We start from the raw sequence: 13,021 nt of genomic DNA on the forward strand, positions 1-13,021 counted from the left end.
TAACTCATTGCCGAGGTGCCGGGATCTGATCGAGCAATTGCTTGAGCACCTGGTCGACCTCCAGCCCATCGATATCCAACTCTGGCGCGATACGTACCCGATGGCGCAGTACTGCCAGGGCGCAACCCTTGATGTCGTCCGGGGTGACGAACTCACCCCCGCGCAACAAGGCGCGGGCACGCGCCCCGCGTACCAGGTCAATGGACGCCCGTGGGCCGGCGCCGATGGCTAATCCCGGCCAACTGCGCGTAGCGCGTGCCAGGCGTACGGCATAGTCGAGCACGTGTTCGTCGAGTGCCAGTTCACTGGCGATCTGTTGAAGCTGCAGCACACCTTCGGCTTGCAGCACCGTGTGTAAGGGATGTACATCCAGCATGTCGGCCCGAGACGAGCGCGTGACCTCACGCACCATGTCCACTTCCTGCTGCGCATCGGGGTAATCCATACGCACCTTGAGCATGAAGCGATCCAACTCCGCTTCCGGCAGGAGGTAAGTACCTTCCTGTTCGATAGGGTTCTGGGTTGCCAGCACCATGAACGGTTGGCCGATGGGCAGCGCCTCGCCTTCGAGGGTGACTTGCCGTTCCTGCATGGCTTCGAGCAACGCGGCCTGGGTCTTGGCCGGAGCACGGTTGATTTCGTCGGCCAGCAACAAGTGGGTGAATACAGGCCCCTTGCGCAGCTTGAACTGTTCGGTGTGCCGATCGTATACGGCGTGGCCGGTGACATCGCTGGGCATCAGGTCCGGGGTGAACTGGATGCGCGCGAAGTCGCCCTCGAAGCAGCGTGCCAGCGCACGCACCAGCAAGGTCTTGCCCAGCCCCGGCACACCTTCGAGCAACACATGCCCACCGGCGATCAGGGCGGTCAGGACATCGTCGATCACCGCATCCTGGCCAATCACCGCTTTGCGCAATTCCGTGCGCAGGGCTTGGGCCTGTTCGCTGGCACGTTGCAAGGTATCGCGGTTCAAGGCAGTGGCGCTTGGAAGTTCACTCATAGGGCATTCCTGAGGGTTTGCAGGCATGCCACCTGCCGGCTGAAATCGGCGCTGGAAAGCCGTTTTGCCGGGAGTGGGCCAAGGGCCTGGCTGATGACGTGAGAGGGTTGGCGCGTCAGGTGTTCGAGCACCCGCCACTGTTCTGCGTTGTCGAGGTGCTCAAAGCCGGGGTGACGATGCCGGACCGCGCGCAGGATGTCGCGCTGCAAGGCATGCAGCAGCGTGCCCTGGCCACTGCGGCGGAGCAGGAAATCGGCGCTGGCCTTCAGGTGTTCCTGCAATTGGCGGCGAGCGTTGGAGGCTGGAGGTCGGGTTGGGCCTTGACGCATGCCTGCCCGCCACAATGCCAGGGCGATCAGCGAAATGAGTGCGACCAGGGCCTGGGGGAAGTACCGCATCAGCAAGCTGAGCAGGTCGTCGAAGTCACTGTTGAACAACAAGGTTACGGCCGTGCCCTGGTTCAGGTACCACAGCAGCCAGGCATTGTCGTGCTTGCCGATGTTCGGCGTTTTCCACAGGTCGCTGTCGGTGATCACCGTGACGTGGCCTTTCCCGAGGTCGAGTTGCATCAGGTGGCTCGACCTTGAGCTGTTGGCAGAAAATTGGGCGAGGTGCTTCGGGTCGGTAAGATTGAAGTCTGTGTCGAAACTGAAGTAAGCCGATGGGTTTTCATTGTCGACGTAGAGTTTGGTGAGGTCGGGCGCTTTCTTTTCCAGAGACTTTTTGCTGGAAGGCGCAGGCTCCTCAGGCTCGTCGCTCAATGCCTGGTGGATCTGCAAGCGATCGAGCAGCAGGTCGCCACTTCTGCCGGTCTCTTCATCCCATAACGCCTCGGCCACCAGCAACAGATGGCCGCCGGATTGGGTCCAGTCCAGCAGTTGCTCTACCTGGCGTGGTGACATGTTGCTGCGTTCGCCGAGCAGCAGCAGGCTGTTGCCCTTGCCCGGCAAGGTCGTCAGCCGCTCCAGGCTATTGGCCTGCTCCACGGCCAGGCCTTGTTCGCGTAGAAAGTGTTCCGCCGCCAAGTACGGGTTGGCCAGGGCTTCTGGAGACGGACCACGATCCACTACCTCGTCGTAGGGAATTGCCTTGCTCCATGCATAGTAACCAGCGGCTCCAAGCAGGCACGCCAGCAATAATCCCACCCACAGTAAAGGCCGGTTCATGGGTTGCTCCCCACGTTGAACAGGGTGCGCCAATCACTGCACAGTTGTTGCTGTGCTGAAGGGGGAGGCAGGCAATGGCCGTAGGCGAGGTTCTGCCAGTGGTGGGTCAATTCGTTGCTGAACGCCAGCAGTCGTGGTTGTTGCAACTGGTTGACCCGTTCCAGGATCTGCCCTTCGGTGTCAGCACTTTTCAGCGGCACATTGAAGTCATGCAACAGCCGGCTGAGCAGACCGCGATACAACAGGCCAAGGGCTTCCCTTGGCTGGGTGGGCCACAGGCGCTCGGCGGCGCTGGCAATATCGTCGGGCAAAGTCTCGGAACCCAGTTCAAGGCCGAACAATTGCGTGGGTGCCGGTTTGACGTTTTGGGGCTTGCGTGGCCCGCGTCGGCTGACAAAGGTGCGCAACCACTCACGATAACGCCACACCAGCATGATCAATGCACCGACCATAAGTCCCCACAACAGCACCTCCAGCCCTTGTGCGATGTGTTTGAAGGTATTGCTGTTGAGGTTGTCCAGCAACGCCTTCAGCCAGTCCGGAAGCTTACCGTCACGGTGAGTCTTGTTTTTAACCGACGGCTTGTCTTCGCCAAAGCGATAGCGCGTGACGGTTTCCGGATTTTTGAAGGGCGGCTTTTCCAGCAGCGACTTGATGGATTGGCTCGCGCCCTGGGTGGTGAGTGGTTTTTTGGGGGGGGATGACGCTGCCATGACGGGCGGGCTGAAGGGGAGCAGCGTCAGCCCGATCATCAGCACTAGCAACGGCGCCACGTTGCTCAGGCGCTGACGAAGACGGCGAAAGACCAACTCCAGGTCCCAGGCCTCTAATACAGTGCGGCGATTCAGGTAGAGGCTGAAACCGCAGGCCACATAGATAGGTTCCCAAAACACCAGGATCAAGGCGTAGAAGACGTTGCTCAAGTGCTCCAGCCACAAGCCTTCCGAACTTGTCGCCAGTATCAGGCGCTGCCAATCCCAATCCAACTCGATGTTCTGGGGAATAAATAGATAGAAAAGAGTCATGCAGCCGAACCACAAACCGATCTCCAGATGCACCCCGATGGTGGTCAACCAGCGTGCGGCGCCAGCACTGCGTTGCTGCAGCACACCCAGGCGTTTTTGACGGGTGGGGCCATCCAGGCCTTCGAGTTGGCTCACCGGCATCACAAAGCTGCGGCTCAGGCTGAGTCGCCGCCAGGTCAGGCTGGCCAACAGTTGGCCTTTTAGCAGCCGTGGCCACTGGCGAACGGCCTGCTTGATGCTGGGCGTTTCGCCAAATAACGCCTTGGACAGGATATACAGTGGCAAGCGATCAAAGGCTGGTTTGAGCCACCAGAACACGAGTATCGCGGTGGTCGGGTACTTCCACAGCAGTGCCGTGAGCACGGCGAACACTGGCAGAGTCACCAACGCCCAACTGCCCATCAAGAGCAGGCAATGCTCACGGGCCATCAACACGCCAAGATCCATCGCTTCCCAGGCAGTACGCGGGCGGATTACCACACTGGCATCACTCAGGCGCATGGCGAGTCCTTCCGGCAAGGCCCAGGTAAGCAGTTACCAGCATCCACAGCGCCGCGCCAACCAGGTATTTGACCCAGGGCGCTATCAGGGTGGTGGATGACCAATACGCCTCGATGAAGGCCGCGATCAACAGGAAGATCATCACACCACACAACATCTGCACGCTCTTGCGTGCCGCCAGCCGCAATGATTCGCCTCGGGTCAACTGCCCGGGAGCGATCAGCGCCCAGCCCAGTTGCAAGCCGGCGGCGCCAGCGAGGGCGATTGCGGTCAGTTCGAACGCGCCATGTCCGATGACGAATGACCAGAAGGTCTGGCCGTAGCCGATTTCGGTCAGGTGGCCGGAGACCGCACCGATGACCAGGCCGTTGAATATCAGAAAGAACACGCTGCCCAGGCCGAACAGCAAACCGGCGGCAAACGTCTGGAACGCGATACCGATGTTGTGCATCACGTAGTAGCCGAACATCATCCAGTTTTCGCTCGATGCACGCTCGGCGGTGCGGCCCAGGCGGCTGGCATCCGGGTCATACATACCTTGCATCTCGGCAACCTGCTGGGGACTGACGATGCTGTAGATCAGGTCGGGAAACAGGTACACCAACAACGCGATACCCACCAGGCTGCCAAAGAACAGCAGGCTGGCGATCAGTACGAAACGCCACTGTTCCCGTACCAACCGAGGGAAATCGGCAAGTACGAACCCCAGCACATTTGCCGTCAGTTGGCTGCGATGAAGGTAGAGCTGTTGATGACCGCGCAGGGCCAGTTGTTGCAACGGGTCTACCAAATAGCTGCTGTAGCCGCGTTCCTGGGCCAGGGCCAGGTGCTGGCACAGACGTCGATACTGCTGGGGGAAGCCGGCCAACTCACTGGCCGTCGCCTTGCCTTGCTCCAACTGTTGCAGGTGGTTGGCGAAGGCTTGCCATTGAAGCTGGTGACGGCTTTCGAAAAGACTCTGCTTCATGTCGGCCCCAACAGGCCACGGGCCACGCCGTTGAGTTGTTCCACGGCGCGAGCCGGGGATACTTGCAAGGGGGTGGCGAGTATCGAGGCCAGCTCGTGAACGCGTTCGGCGGACAGCTCACCTTGGCGCTCTGCGAAGCCGAGGATGGCCCGTTGCTCGTTCAGGTTCAGGGCGAAGGGCAGGCGCAAGGCCGCAGCTTGAGGAATACGGGGGCGCACCAGCGGCTGCTCCCGGTAGATCACCAGTGTGCCGGCGGCCAGGTCGCCCAGGCGCTTGAAGTGAGGATGGTGCAGGCAGCTGATTGCGCCGAGGAAGTAACCGAATGGCAGCATGTCGACAAACCGCAGTAAATTGCGGATCAGTGACGCGGACCAGCCAATCGGCGTGCCGTCATCGTGTATCACCCGCAGCCCCATGACCTGTTTGCCAGGCGAGCACCCCTGGTTGAGTACCTCGAACAGCACCATGTACCACCAACTGATCAGGAACAGCAGCAGTGAGCCCAGGCCGATGCCAACGTTGCCAAGCAAGGCCAATGGCACCAGCAGAATGCCCATCACCACCGCGCGCAACCCCAGGTCGAAGGCAAAGGCCAGCACGCGCGGTACCAGGCCGGCGGGGCGCAGCGGCAGGTCAATGCCCTCCGGGGTCTCGATCTGGTAGCGGGTGTCCAACGGGGCTGACGGCATCGCGATCCTTGGCAGTGCAGAGTGGCTGGGGAGACACGGATGCTAGCAGTGTCGGCGGTGGAAGCAACCATTCAAGGTTTTGCTGGATGTTTGTACAGTTTATTTGGTGCTGGCCGTGGACGCCGTCCAGCGCCTAGACTTTGTCGCTCTTCAGTACAGGAATAGCCCGTGACCTCCATTTTCTGGTACGACTATGAAACCACCGGCATTAATCCGCGCAGCGATCGCCCGCTCCAGGTAGCTGGAATTCGGACGGACTTAGAGCTCAATGAGATCGGCGAGCCGGTCAATCTTTATTGTCAGCCCAGCGACGATATCCTGCCCCATCCCGTTGCGTGCGCGATTACCGGTATCACTCCCGCAATCCTCGCGGAAAAAGGCCTGGCCGAGGCCGACTTCATGACCCGGGTGCATGCCCAACTGGCTGCTCCGGGTACGTGTGGCGCAGGTTACAACACCTTGCGATTTGACGATGAGATGACGCGCTACAGCCTGTATCGCAATTTTTTCGACCCTTACGCGCGTGAGTGGCAGGGTGGTAACAGTCGTTGGGATCTGATCGACGTGATTCGCACCGCCTACGCGCTGCGCCCGGAAGGCATTGAGTGGCCGCAACAGGATGGGCGCGTCACGCTCAAGTTGGAGCGCCTGACCGAAGCCAACGGTATCGACCATGGCCAGGCACACGATGCGTTGTCCGATGTGCGTGCCACGATTGCCTTGGCGCGACGGGTACGTGAGAAACAGCCCAAGCTGTACGAATGGCTGTTTCAGCTACGCAGCAAGCAGCGGGTGATGGACCAGGTGCGTTTACTGCAACCCATGGTGCATATCTCTGGGCGTTTTTCCGCCGAGCGTCATTACCTGGGGGTCGTGCTACCGCTGGCGTGGCACCCCCGCAATCGCAATGCGCTGATCGTCTGCGATCTCGGGCTCGATCCCCAAGGGTTGCTGGACCTGGATGCAGATACCTTGCGCCAGCGCCTCTACACCCGTCGTGAAGATCTTGCCGAGGGCGAGTTGCCGGTCCCGCTCAAGCTGGTGTACATCAATCGTTGCCCTGTGGTTGCTCCCTTGAACGTGCTTCGGACCGAAGATCGTGAGCGTCTGCACTTGGACATGAATATTTATCAGGAGCGCGCCCTGCGGCTAACTGACGCACAGGAAGTTTGGCGCGACAAGTTGGCGGCCATTTATGCCGAAGAAGGTTTCGCGTCGAGTTCAGACCCGGAGCAACAGCTTTACGATGGCTTTATCGGCGATCGTGATCGACGTTTATGTGAACAAGTCCGGACGGCCGAGCCAGCGCAATTAGCTCGCCAGCAATGGCCTTTTGATGATCATCGCTTGCCTGAATTATTGTTTCGTTATCGCGCGCGCAACTTCCCCGATACCTTGAACAGTGAGGAGCAACAACGCTGGCAGCTTTTCTGTCAGCAACGTTTGTCGGACCCGGAGTGGGGCGCGCCGAATACCCTTGCGGCATTTAAGCAGGCTAAACAAGAATTTGCAGTTAGTGCGACACCTTTTCAGACCGAGGTGCTTGAGCGGTGGCAGGAATATGCAGACTCGCTGGCCCATAAGGTAAATCTGTAGTCGGTCTTCACTCAACAGACAGGCAATAAAAAACGCCAGCAGGCTGGCGTTTTTAATGTGTCGCGTATCAGGCGCAAGCCCGGCGAGGCTTAGCCCAGCAGGGTAGCCCAGCCTTCAACCACGTCACCGCCCCACTTGGCTTTCCACTCTTTCAGGGTTTTGTGGTTGCCACCTTTGGTTTCAATCACTTCGCCGTTGTGTGGGTTTTTGTACTGTTTGACTTTGCGGGCACGCTTGGTGCCGGTAGTTTTCACAGCGCCACGCGGTGCTTTAATTTTCGACTCTGGATCCAGCAGCGCGATGATGTCACGCAGGGATTTGGAGTATTCACCCATCAGGGCGCGCAGTTTGCCTTCGAATTCCAGCTCGGTTTGCAGTTTGTCGTCTTGAGACAGATTCTTCAAACGGGCTTGCAGCTCTTTGATAGCTTCTTCGGTGGCACGGTATTCGTTGATCAGAGACATGTGGACTACCTTATGTAGAGCGCTGATTGACAGGGCGAGTGGCCCAATAATAGTCAGGCAGTTTGCCCAAGTAAACATTTAAGCTCGTATTTATGTGAATTACTTTGAATGTTTGTAGCCTTGCTATGCATTTGAGTTAATTACTAGGGCGTAGGCCTTAAAGTAATCTCCTTGAAATACGCGGAACAGCCGTAGGGTCACGTACTAGACTCATATAAAGGTGGTAAAACCATAGGCTATTAAGGGGCAAAGCGTCGGCAGGCGATCAGAATAAGCGTCAACGAATACTGCAGTTTTCCTGCGCAATCGCTAGAATGGCGGCCTTTGCGAAGTTCTGGAGTTTCCCCCTAATGCGCACTTTTCGGCTGGTGATTGCTTGCCCGGACCGGGTCGGCATCGTTGCCAAAGTCAGTAACTTTCTGGCCTCCCACAACGGTTGGATCACCGAGGCGAGTCATCACTCGGACAATCTCAGCGGTTGGTTCTTCATGCGTCACGAGATTCGTGCCGATTCGCTGCCCTTTGGTCTTGATGCCTTCCGCGACGCGTTTGCGCCGATCGCCGAAGAGTTTTCGATGACCTGGCATATCACCGACACCGAGCAGAAAAAGCGCGTGGTGTTGATGGCCAGCCGTGAATCCCACTGCCTGGCCGATTTGCTGCATCGCTGGCACAGCGATGAATTGGACTGCGAGATCGCCTGCGTGATTTCCAACCATGATGACCTGCGCAGCATGGTCGAGTGGCATGGCATTCCGTATTACCACGTGCCGGTCAACCCGCAGGACAAGGAGCCGGCGTTTGCCGAGGTCTCGCGCCTGGTCAAGCAGCACGAAGCCGACGTGGTCGTGCTGGCGCGCTACATGCAGATCCTGCCGCCGGAACTGTGCCGCGAATATGCCGGCAAGGTGATCAATATTCACCACAGCTTCCTGCCTTCGTTCGTCGGTGCCAAGCCGTACCACCAGGCGTCCCTGCGTGGCGTGAAGTTGATCGGTGCGACTTGCCACTACGTCACCGAGGAACTGGACGCCGGCCCGATCATCGAGCAGGACGTGGTGCGTGTCAGCCACAGCGACAGCATTGAAGACATGGTGCGTTTCGGCCGTGACGTCGAGAAGATGGTGCTGGCCCGTGGCCTGCGTTACCACCTGGAAGACCGCGTGCTGGTGCATGGCAACAAGACCGTAGTGTTCTGATCGATCTGTTGTGATTGAAGAATGAAGGGCCTGGGCGTTAAATCGTTCCAGGCCCTTTTTCTGTGTACGCTGCCGAGGATTGAGTAATGAGTGATCCGCTGGACAAAGCCACGTCAAAAGCCCCCGCCACATTGGGGGAGGGGTGTTTGAGTCGATATGACCCGGATGACCTGAGCAGTGAGGACGGCACCGAATTTCCCGGTGCCGCCGAGTTGTGGAAGCAGGAACAAAACACGTCCGACCCCAAGGACGATTAGTCAGATCCGGAAACTGCCCACCAATTGCTTCAATCGAGCGGCTTGTTGCTCAAGGTCGGCACACGCTCGCAGCGTGGATTGCAGGTTTTCCACACCTTCCTGATTGAGGGTGTTGATCTCGGTAATATCCATGTTGATCGACTCCACCACCGAGGTCTGTTCTTCAGTGGCGGTGGCGACTGACTGGTTCATGCCATCAATTTCGCCGATGCGCTGGGTCACACTGTTCAGGCGTTCGCCAGCCAGGTTGGCGATGTCGACACTTTCAAGGCTATGGCGCTGGCTTTCACCCATGGTGCTGACCGATTCCCGGGCGCCGACTTGCAGTTCTTCGATCATCTTCTGCACCTGTTGCGCAGACTCCTGAGTGCGATGCGCCAGGTTGCGCACCTCGTCCGCGACGACCGCAAACCCACGCCCGGCTTCCCCGGCACGGGCCGCTTCGATGGCAGCGTTCAATGCCAATAGGTTGGTTTGCTGGGAAATGCTGGTGATCACTTCGAGGATCTGCCCGATATTCACCGTCTTGCTATTGAGCGCTTCGATGTTGCTGCTGGAAGCGCTGATCATCGACGACAACTGATTCATCGCCTTGATGTTGCGCTCCACCACCTGTTGGCCATCCTCAGCCAAATGCCGTGCATCGCTGGCTTGGTGGGAGGCTTGCGCCGCATTGCGTGCAATTTCCTGGGCGGCAGCGCCCAACTGATTGATGGCAGCGGCGACGCTGTTGGTGCGGTTGGCTTGCTCATCGGAGTTGACCATCGATGAGTTGGAGGCGCTGACGACCCGAAGTGCCACCTCATTGACGTGCTCGGTGGCCGAGGACACTTCGCGAATCGACGTATGAATGCGTTCCACGAAGCGGTTGAAGGCGTTACCCAGCATGCCGAACTCATCGTGATTCTGGATGGTAAGGCGTCGAGTCAGATCTCCCTCGCCATCGGCGATGTCCTGCATGGCGCGCGTCATCAGATGCAGCGGTTGCAACAGGATACGGATCAGCATGCCGAGCAGGGCGATGATAATCACCACGGCGATGAATGTGGCGATGACTGCCGAGGTGCGAAATTCGCTGAGCATTGCGAAGGATTTGTCTTTATCGACTGAAATACCGAGGTACCAGTTCACCGAGGGCAGGCCCTTGATCGGTATAAAGGTCACGATATTGTCTTTGCCGTTGGCCTCGACTTCGCTGAAGTCCGCACTGATCTTCGGCGTATTTTTCGGATATACGTCGGCCAAGGTCTTCATCACCAGGTTTTTGTCCGGGTGTACCAGTACTTTGCCGTCGGCGCTGACCAGAAACGCGTAGCCCATGCCGCCGAAGTTCAGCGCGCCGATGTTGTCCACCAGGGTTTGCAGGCTCAGGTCGCCACCGACTACACCGATGCTCTGGGTGCCTTGAGTGCTGGGCGTGGCAACGGAAATGATCAGCTTGCCAGTGGCCGCATCGATATAAGGCTCGGTCAGGGTTGAGCCGTTACTGCTCTGGGCGCCCTTGTACCACGGGCGGACGCGTGGGTCGAAACCGTCCGGCATCTTGGTGTCGGGGCGGATGGTGAAGGCGCCCTTGCTGTCACCGACGTAGGTCGCCATGAATGAGGACGTCAGGGTTTTCTGTTCCAGCAGGCTGGCAACCGCGGACGGCTCGGGGTTGATGGCGATGTTTTGCGCGGCGTTTTCCACCAGGGCTATACGCCCGCCAAGCCAGGTTTGAATGTTGCTGGCGGTGACATCGCCCATTTCCTGCAGGTAATTGTTGAGATCGTCGCGAATTGCGTTGCGTTGCAGGTAGTCGTTGTAGAGGGTAAACAGCGCAAATGCGGCTATGACGATAAGGGAGGCTGCAAGCAGGATTTTGTGGCTGAAGCGCAGATTTTTATTCATGGCTTGTAGGGTCCGCTAAGGTCTTAATATCCGAAGCGCGTCCTCGTGGGAGGCGCAAAATGGCAGTGTCAAAAAAGGTGTGATACTTCTTGTGATGGTTCCGGTGGTCCCTGTGGGAACTATCTGTCCTATTTTTAGACTTTGTGGGTCTCACACTGATCTGTATCGACCTGGCGACACTAAAGATTAACCATGGGTGACGAAATGCCTGACTCCACGCAACTCCTAATCGGCGCCGGCCTCGACGGTCAGCCTATCGCCCAGGCCATGCGCCTGGCCAACCGTCACGGGTTGATCGCCGGTGCTACCGGCACGGGCAAAACCGTCACGCTGCAACGCCTGGCCGAAGCCTTCAGTGATGCCGGCGTGGCGGTGTTTGCCGCGGATATCAAGGGTGACCTGTGCGGCCTGGGCGCCGCGGCGAACCCGCAGGGCAAGGTCGCCGAGCGCATCGCCGGCATGCCGTTCCTCAATTACGCGGCCAAGGCTTATCCGGTCACGCTGTGGGATATCCACGGGCTGTCCGGTCATCCATTGCGTACCACCATCAGCGAAATGGGTCCCTTGCTGCTCGGTAGCCTGTTGGAACTCACCGACAGCCAGCAGTCGGCGCTTTACGCCGCGTTCAAGGTTGCGGACCGCGAAGGCCTGTTGTTGCTGGACCTCAAGGATCTCAAGGCGCTGCTTAACCACCTGCGCTATCACCCCGAACTCCTGGGCGAAGACGCGGCGCTGATGACCACCGGTTCCAGCCAGGCACTGTTGCGACGTCTGGCGGTGCTGGAGCAGCAGGGCGCCGAAGCCTTGTTTGGCGAGCCGGCCCTGCAGTTGGAAGATATCCTGCAACCCACCAGCGACGGTCGTGGGCGCATCCACCTGCTGGATGCCAGCCGGTTGGTGCACGAGGCGCCAAAGGTGTACGCGACCTTCCTGCTGTGGCTGTTGGCGGAGTTGTTCGAGCAACTGCCCGAGCGCGGAGACGCCGACAAACCGCTGCTCGCACTGTTTTTCGATGAGGCGCATTTACTGTTCGCCGACACGCCGAAGGCGTTGCAGGAACGTCTGGAGCAGGTGGTGCGGTTGATCCGCTCCAAAGGGGTGGGCGTGTATTTCGTCACCCAATCCCCGGGCGACTTGCCGGACAGTGTGCTGGCCCAGCTCGGCCTGCGCATTCAGCACGGCCTGCGTGCGTTTACTACCAAGGAACAGAAGTCCTTGCGCGCCGTCGCCGACGGTTTTCGGCCGAACCCGGCCTTTGATGCGCTTTCGGTATTGACCGAGCTGGGCACGGGTGAGGCTTTGGTGGGGACACTGCAGGAAAAGGGTACGCCGGAAGTCGTCCAGCGCGTCCTGGTCGCACCGCCGCAGTCACGGATCGGGCCGCTCAGCGAAGCCGAGCGTGCTGCAATGGTCGCCAGTTCGCCGTTGCTAGGCCGGTATGACAAGCCGATTGATCGGGAATCGGCTTATGAAGTGTTGATGGCACGCAAAGAGCTTGGGCCAAACGAGGAGGCCAAGCCGGCTGCCGAGGAACCCAGCTTCACCGATAAGGCCGGGGCGTTTCTCGGCACAACCGCAGGCAAGGCGCTGAAGTCCGCGATGCAGCAAGCTGCCAATCAGATGGGGCGGCAACTGGTGCGTGGCTTGTTGGGGTCGTTGTTGGGCGGCAGCAAGCGCAAGTAGCGATTCAGGGCTTGGGCTTGGCGTGGGCCGCCAGCCGCTCAAGCGCCGCGCGCAAGCCTGGGTTGCTGATCCCTTCGGCCGTTGCCTGGATGGTTTCGGCGGCATTGGGCGACAGATCATGAATATGCTCCACCACGCCAGGTTGGGTGGTGGGGGGTTGCACCTTGAACTGGATGCGCGTCAGGCCAGCGAATTCCTCAAAGGCCATCAATTGACGCTGCAGGCGTTTTTGCTGATAGCGCAAACGGGTCGCCCAGTGGCCATCTGTGACAATAAGCAGCAGGTTGCCTTCACGCCAGGACGCCACGCGGCAATGTTCGCGTGCGGCCGGTTGCAGCTGGGTTTCGAGCAGGCGTTGCAGACGGCCCAAGCGTTGGGCATGGCCAAAGATGGCTTTCAGCGGCTTGGCATCGCGAAGCAACACGGCGGGAGCACGGGCTGATAAGGGGCGAAATGCCATTATTGGACACCTTAAGTAACAGAGCCGCCATCTTAGCAGAACCCGCCTGTGTGCCCCCAGGCAATGCATCTCCGAGGTTTTATTCATGAAATCAATTGGTAACTTATGCGCTCCATGGGTTGAA

12 protein-coding genes and 1 pseudogene are annotated in these 13,021 nt (G+C 59.0%); 4 read left to right on the forward strand and 9 right to left on the reverse strand.

Going from position 1 to position 13,021, the window contains the following annotated elements:
- Positions 1 to 4: 4 nt before the first annotated feature.
- Genes AB4O08_RS18200 through AB4O08_RS18220 form a run of 5 tightly spaced genes read right to left on the reverse strand, consistent with a single transcriptional unit; the run spans position 5 to position 5,348 of the window.
- Entirely contained in the window at positions 5 to 1,000 is a 996-nt protein-coding gene (locus AB4O08_RS18200) for an AAA family ATPase (protein ID WP_460114257.1), read from the reverse strand.
- On the reverse strand, positions 997 to 2,166 hold the full coding sequence (locus AB4O08_RS18205; RefSeq protein ID WP_010208060.1) for a DUF4350 domain-containing protein: 1,170 nt from the start codon (positions 2,164 to 2,166) through the stop codon (positions 997 to 999). Before AB4O08_RS18205 ends, AB4O08_RS18200 begins: the two co-directional genes overlap by 4 nt.
- A complete protein-coding gene (locus AB4O08_RS18210; protein WP_021491221.1) occupies positions 2,163 to 3,692 on the reverse strand; it encodes a DUF4129 domain-containing protein in 1,530 nt (509 codons plus the stop codon). The genes AB4O08_RS18205 and AB4O08_RS18210 overlap by 4 nt, the downstream gene beginning before the upstream one ends.
- Positions 3,679 to 4,659, reverse strand: a complete 981-nt coding sequence (locus tag AB4O08_RS18215) for a stage II sporulation protein M (protein ID WP_460114258.1) — start codon at positions 4,657 to 4,659, stop codon at positions 3,679 to 3,681. The genes AB4O08_RS18210 and AB4O08_RS18215 overlap by 14 nt, the downstream gene beginning before the upstream one ends.
- Entirely contained in the window at positions 4,656 to 5,348 is a 693-nt protein-coding gene (locus AB4O08_RS18220; RefSeq protein WP_010208062.1) for an RDD family protein, read from the reverse strand. The genes AB4O08_RS18215 and AB4O08_RS18220 overlap by 4 nt, the downstream gene beginning before the upstream one ends.
- Before the next feature lie 168 nt (positions 5,349 to 5,516).
- Between AB4O08_RS18220 and sbcB the strand changes: the two genes are divergently transcribed.
- On the forward strand, positions 5,517 to 6,944 hold the full coding sequence (gene sbcB / locus AB4O08_RS18225) for an exodeoxyribonuclease I (protein ID WP_047542982.1): 1,428 nt from the start codon (positions 5,517 to 5,519) through the stop codon (positions 6,942 to 6,944).
- Between the two features lie 89 nt (positions 6,945 to 7,033).
- Here sbcB and mvaT read toward each other — a convergent pair whose 3' ends face one another.
- Positions 7,034 to 7,408 (reverse strand): histone-like nucleoid-structuring protein MvaT, encoded by a 375-nt coding sequence (gene mvaT / locus AB4O08_RS18230; protein ID WP_010208066.1) that lies wholly within the window; start codon positions 7,406 to 7,408, stop codon positions 7,034 to 7,036.
- Between the two features lie 350 nt (positions 7,409 to 7,758).
- Between mvaT and purU the strand changes: the two genes are divergently transcribed.
- Positions 7,759 to 8,607, forward strand: a complete 849-nt coding sequence (gene purU / locus AB4O08_RS18235; RefSeq protein WP_010208067.1) for a formyltetrahydrofolate deformylase — start codon at positions 7,759 to 7,761, stop codon at positions 8,605 to 8,607.
- Between the two features lie 86 nt (positions 8,608 to 8,693).
- Positions 8,694 to 8,864: a hypothetical protein gene (locus tag AB4O08_RS18240; RefSeq protein WP_010208068.1), complete on the forward strand. Its 171-nt coding sequence runs from the start codon at positions 8,694 to 8,696 to the stop codon at positions 8,862 to 8,864.
- Here the strand turns inward: AB4O08_RS18240 and AB4O08_RS18245 are convergent, their stop codons facing one another.
- Positions 8,865 to 9,752, reverse strand: a complete 888-nt coding sequence (locus AB4O08_RS18245) for a methyl-accepting chemotaxis protein (protein WP_420865027.1) — start codon at positions 9,750 to 9,752, stop codon at positions 8,865 to 8,867.
- Positions 9,753 to 9,770: 18 nt separating this feature from the next.
- Positions 9,771 to 10,754 (reverse strand): annotated as a pseudogene (locus tag AB4O08_RS18250) (HAMP domain-containing protein); the annotation flags it as partial.
- 204 nt (positions 10,755 to 10,958) lie between these two features.
- Between AB4O08_RS18250 and AB4O08_RS18255 the strand changes: the two are divergent.
- Complete coding sequence (locus tag AB4O08_RS18255) at positions 10,959 to 12,437, forward strand: helicase HerA-like domain-containing protein (RefSeq protein ID WP_031290541.1); 1,479 nt, start codon at positions 10,959 to 10,961, stop codon at positions 12,435 to 12,437.
- A gap of 4 nt (positions 12,438 to 12,441) precedes the next feature.
- Here AB4O08_RS18255 and AB4O08_RS18260 read toward each other — a convergent pair whose 3' ends face one another.
- Entirely contained in the window at positions 12,442 to 12,897 is a 456-nt protein-coding gene (locus AB4O08_RS18260; protein ID WP_044287789.1) for a DUF721 domain-containing protein, read from the reverse strand.
- Between the last annotated feature and the right edge of the window lie 124 nt (positions 12,898 to 13,021).

It is taken from the genome of Pseudomonas sp. H3_E07, from assembly GCF_054668895.1.

Coding starts and splice junctions, on each gene's coding strand:
- AB4O08_RS18200 (WP_460114257.1), bottom strand. CDS start 1,000: ATGAGTGAACTTCCAAGCGCCACTGCCTTGAACCGCGATACCTTGCAA.
- AB4O08_RS18205 (WP_010208060.1), bottom strand. CDS start 2,166: ATGAACCGGCCTTTACTGTGGGTGGGATTATTGCTGGCGTGCCTGCTT.
- AB4O08_RS18210 (WP_021491221.1), bottom strand. CDS start 3,692: ATGCGCCTGAGTGATGCCAGTGTGGTAATCCGCCCGCGTACTGCCTGG.
- AB4O08_RS18215 (WP_460114258.1), bottom strand. CDS start 4,659: ATGAAGCAGAGTCTTTTCGAAAGCCGTCACCAGCTTCAATGGCAAGCC.
- AB4O08_RS18220 (WP_010208062.1), bottom strand. CDS start 5,348: ATGCCGTCAGCCCCGTTGGACACCCGCTACCAGATCGAGACCCCGGAG.
- mvaT (WP_010208066.1), bottom strand. CDS start 7,408: ATGTCTCTGATCAACGAATACCGTGCCACCGAAGAAGCTATCAAAGAG.
- purU (WP_010208067.1), top strand. CDS start 7,759: ATGCGCACTTTTCGGCTGGTGATTGCTTGCCCGGACCGGGTCGGCATC.
- AB4O08_RS18240 (WP_010208068.1), top strand. CDS start 8,694: ATGAGTGATCCGCTGGACAAAGCCACGTCAAAAGCCCCCGCCACATTG.
- AB4O08_RS18245 (WP_420865027.1), bottom strand. CDS start 9,752: ATGCTGGGTAACGCCTTCAACCGCTTCGTGGAACGCATTCATACGTCG.
- AB4O08_RS18255 (WP_031290541.1), top strand. CDS start 10,959: ATGCCTGACTCCACGCAACTCCTAATCGGCGCCGGCCTCGACGGTCAG.
- AB4O08_RS18260 (WP_044287789.1), bottom strand. CDS start 12,897: ATGGCATTTCGCCCCTTATCAGCCCGTGCTCCCGCCGTGTTGCTTCGC.